Origin of the sequence: Pseudomonas sp. CF161 (assembly GCF_000416215.1) — a bacterium.
Taxonomy (GTDB): Bacteria; Pseudomonadota; Gammaproteobacteria; order Pseudomonadales; family Pseudomonadaceae; genus Aquipseudomonas.
This window is the reverse complement of sequence record NZ_ATLP01000058.1, coordinates 1-3957: the sequence shown is the minus strand read 5'-3', so window position 1 is coordinate 3957 and position 3957 is coordinate 1. Positions and strand designations below refer to the sequence as shown.

3 protein-coding genes and 1 pseudogene are annotated in these 3957 nt (G+C 69.0%); all 4 read left to right on the top strand.

Features of this window, described 5'->3' with window-relative positions:
• A partial coding sequence (locus CF161_RS11105; protein WP_020296670.1) for a CoA transferase occupies positions 1-772 on the top strand: 772 nt, incomplete at its 5' end.
• Positions 769-2418 carry a class I adenylate-forming enzyme family protein gene (locus CF161_RS11100; RefSeq protein WP_020296669.1) on the top strand — a complete coding sequence of 550 codons (1650 nt, stop codon included), beginning with the start codon at positions 769-771 and terminating at the stop codon, positions 2416-2418. The genes CF161_RS11105 and CF161_RS11100, both read left to right, overlap by 4 nt.
• On the top strand, positions 2412-3632 hold the full coding sequence (locus CF161_RS11095) for an acyl-CoA dehydrogenase family protein (RefSeq protein WP_020296668.1): 1221 nt from the start codon (positions 2412-2414) through the stop codon (positions 3630-3632). The genes CF161_RS11100 and CF161_RS11095 overlap by 7 nt, the downstream gene beginning before the upstream one ends.
• A pseudogene (locus CF161_RS11090) lies at positions 3629-3957 on the top strand (MFS transporter); the annotation flags it as partial. The gene CF161_RS11095 and the pseudogene CF161_RS11090, both read left to right, overlap by 4 nt.

Sequence of the window (3957 nt, the reverse complement as noted above, 5' to 3'; positions counted from 1 at the left end):
GCAGGTGCGCGAGCTGGACATCAAGTCGGCGGCCGGTCGTGAAGAGTTGTATGAGCGGGTCCGCAACGCCGCGGTGTTCCTGCACAACTGGGCGCCGGGCAAGGCCGCCGAGCTGGGCCTGGACCGCGCCGACCTGGCGCGGATCAACCCGGGCCTGGTGTACGCCTACGCCGGTGGCTGGGGCCATGACCGCCCGGGCGAACCCTTGCCGGGCACCGATTTCATGGTCCAGGCCTGGTCCGGGGTCGGCGAGCGCATCGGCCAGGCCTCGGCCACCCCGGGCGGTTCGCTGTTCACCGTGCTCGATGTGCTGGGTGGAGTGGTCGCGGCCCAGGGCGTCAGCGCCGCCTTGCTGCAGCGTGCCCTCAGTGGCCAGGCGGTGCGCGTCGACAGCTCGCTGCTGGGCGCCGCCAACCTGTTGTGCGAACCGCTGCTGCAGGCCGAGCCGGCGCCGGACTCGGTGCTCAAGGGCCTGTACCCGACCCTCGACGGGTTGCTGGCCATCGACTGCCAGACCCCGGAGCAGCTCCAGCGCCTGGCACGAATACTCGACTGCGACCTCAGCGCCGGCCCCTCAGGGCAGGACGCAGCGTTGCGCAGTGCCCTGGCGTCGCAATCCGCTGCTACCTGGCAACAGGTGCTGGGCGACGCCGACATCCCGACCTCCGTGGTCGTACAAGACCTGTCGCAGCTGGCTGAAGACGGGCGATTGAAGACGTGTTTAAGCGTGAATTCCTATACCTCGGTCAACGCTCACTGGAGTTTTCGATGAATAACGCAGGCATTATTGATCTGGTCCCCGCCGATGTACGCCGTGTCTGGGAATCCGACGGCACTTACCCCAATCGTTCGGTGTATCAACTGTTCCGCGAGCACGCCCTGCGCGAGCCGCACAAGCCCGCAGTGCTCTGCGCCGAAGGCACCCTCAGCTATGGCGAGCTGCATGACGCGGCGCTGCGCATGGCCGCCAGCCTGCGCGCCTCGGGCATCGTCGCCGGCGATGTGGTGGCCTACCAACTGACCAACAGCTGGCGCAGCTGCGCCATCGACCTCGCCGCCGCCGCCCTGGGGGCGGTGGTTGCGCCATTCCCGCCGGGCCGTGGCAGCCTGGATATCCAGGCCCTGGTGCGCCGCTGCGATGCGCGGGCGGTGATCGTCCCCGCCGAGTACGCCGGGATCGACCTGTGCCAGGTGATCGAAGCGCTGCGCCCGACCCTGCTGTCGCTGCGGGTGTTGATTGTCGAGGGCGAGGCCCGTGCCGGCTGGCTGAGCCTGGAGTCGATGCTCAAGGCCGAGCCCCTGAGCGACGCGCAATTGCCCACGGTCTGCGCCAATTCCCCGGTGCGCCTGCTGGTGTCTTCCGGCACCGAATCGGAACCCAAGCTCGTGGCCTATTCGCACAACGCGCTGGTGGGCGGTCGCGGCCGTTTCCTGCAACGCATCCACCCCGAGGGCGCGACCTTCCGTGGCCTGTACCTGGTGCCGCTGGGGTCGTCGTTCGGCTCCACCGCGACCTTTGGCAGCCTGTCCTGGCTCGGCGGTTCGATTGCGCTGCTGTCGCAGTTCGATGTCGGCGCGGCCATCGAGGCCATCGAGCAGTTGCGGCCGACCCATATCCTCGGGGTGCCGACCATGCTCCAGCGCATCGCCGCCGATGCGCGTCTGGCCGAGGTCGACAAATCGAGCCTGCTGGGCCTGATCTGCGGCGGGTCGCTGATCGACGAGGTCACCGTGCGTCGTTGTGTCGAGGCCTTCGGCTGCGGCTTTATCAGCCTCTACGGCTCGGCGGACGGGGTGAACTGCCATAACACCCTGGACGATGCCCTGGACGTGGTGTTCTACAGCGTCGGCCGGCCGAACCCGGCGGTCTGCGCGATCAAGATCTTCGACGAGCACGGCCAGGAACTGCCCCAGGGTAGCATCGGCGAAATCAAGGCCCGGGGCCCGCTGAGCCCGATGCAGTACGTCAACGCCCCGGAACTCGACGCCCAATACCGCGACGCCGAAGGCTGGGTCAACACCGGCGACCTGGGCTATATCGACGCCGACGGCTACCTGATTCTCTCCGGGCGCAAGAAGGACATCATCATCCGTGGCGGGGCCAATATCAGCCCGGTGCAGATCGAAACCCTGGCCACCGGCCACCCGGATGTGGTCAGCGTGGCCTGCGTTCCGGTGCCCGATCCGGACCTGGGCCAGCGCGTGTGCATCTGCGTGACCCTGCGCGACGGTGCGCCGCGTTTCTCCCTGACGGAACTGACCGACTACCTGCGCGAGCAGGGCCTGGAGGTCAACAAGCTGCCGGAATACCTGCGCTTCTACCGGCAACTGCCGCTGACCCCGGCGGGCAAGATCGACAAGAAATCCCTGGCCGCCGAAGTGGCGTTTCTCGAAAGCGGGGCGGGCATCGCATGTTGAGTGCACTGGCGGTCGCCGCCCCCCAGGACAGCGCCGAACTGGCGCGGCAGGTCCGGCAGTTTGTCGATGAGCGGATCCTGCCCCATGAAGCCGAACTGGCCGGTGAGCCGCGCCAGGCGGCGCGGCGCATGGCCGAGCTGAGCGCCGCGGCCCGAGCCGCCGGGTTGTGGGGCAGCTTCTACCCCCAGGCCCTGGGCGGACGGCTCAGCAGCCTGCGCGGCTACCTGGCGGTGGCCGAGCAGGAAGGGCGCTCGGAATACGCGCCGGCGATCTTCGGCGACGACGCGACCCTGGACCTGCACATGCTCACCCGGCATGCCAGCGAAGACATCCGCCGGCGCTTTCTCGCGCCCCTGGCGGCGGGGTCGATGGTGTCCAGCTACGGCATGTCCGAGCCCGACAGCATTGGCTCGATCCCGGCGACCATGAGCAGCCGCGCGCAGTGGGTCGACGGCCATTGGCTGCTGAGCGGGCGCAAGTGGTTTATCTGCCGCGCCGAGCGTGCATCGCTGGTCACGGTGATCGCGCGCACCGCCGAGGGGCCGCTGGAAGGGGCGCTCTCGATGTTGCTGGTGCCCAGCGATGCTCCGGGGTTTGGCGTGGTGCGGCCGCTGTCGATCCTTGGGCGATTTTGCGGCCAGGGCGAGTTGCTCTTCGGTCAGGTCAAGCTGCCCCCCAGCCATGTGCTGGGGCAGGCGGGGCAGGGCCTGGCGCTGATGCAGGAGCGCTTGCGCCTGGGGCGGGTGCTGCGCTCGGTGCACTGGCTGGGCCTGGCCCAGCGCTGCTTCGACCTGATGTGCGCGCGCATCCATTCGCCGCGCGGGCAGCAGGCGCGGCTGGGGGACAAGCAACTGGCGCGGCAGCGGGTGTTCCAGGTCTACCAGGCCATCGCCAGCGCCCGTGCGCTGTTGCAGGACGCCGCCGATAAATACGATGCCGGGGTGGCCAACAGCGTCGAGGTCAATATCGCCAAGGTCGCGGCGTCCCAGGCCCTGAGCATGGCGGCCGACTCGGCGATCCAGATCATGGGCGCCGAGGGCCTGAGTGAGCTGTCGCCGCTGTCGGGCATTTACCGCACCGCGCGCACCACCCACATCCTCGACGGCACCGACGACGCCCTGATCAGCGCCGTGGGCCGGCAACTGCTGGACAACTGCGGTGAGGCCGGGCTGGATTTCGACTGGCCATCGCGGCCGACGGGAGTCCCACGATGAGCGAGGGCAATACGGCGCGCGGCGGTGGGTTGCGGCTGGTACTGACCGCCGCCATGGCCCTGCCGATGCTGATCTTTTACGCGGTCGGCACCCTGGGGCCGTTGCTGGTGGCCGACCTCGGCGTGCCGACCCACTGGCTCGGCTGGCTGATCATGAGTGCCTTTGGTTTTGCCGCGCTGCTGTCGCTGTGGGCCGGGCCGCTGGTCAATCGCCTGGGCACCCGGCGTGCCCTGGCCTGGCTGTTCTGGGCCACGGCCGGCGCCTACGCGTTGCTGGCGAGCCTGCCGGGGTTTGCCGGGGTGGTCCTGGCGCTGGCGGTCTGCGG

What these genes read in the sequence shown, in the direction of transcription:
- CF161_RS11100 (WP_020296669.1), top strand. Translation starts at nt 769, where the DNA reads ATGAATAACGCAGGCATTATTGATCTGGTCCCCGCCGATGTACGCCGT.
- CF161_RS11095 (WP_020296668.1), top strand. Translation starts at nt 2,412, where the DNA reads ATGTTGAGTGCACTGGCGGTCGCCGCCCCCCAGGACAGCGCCGAACTG.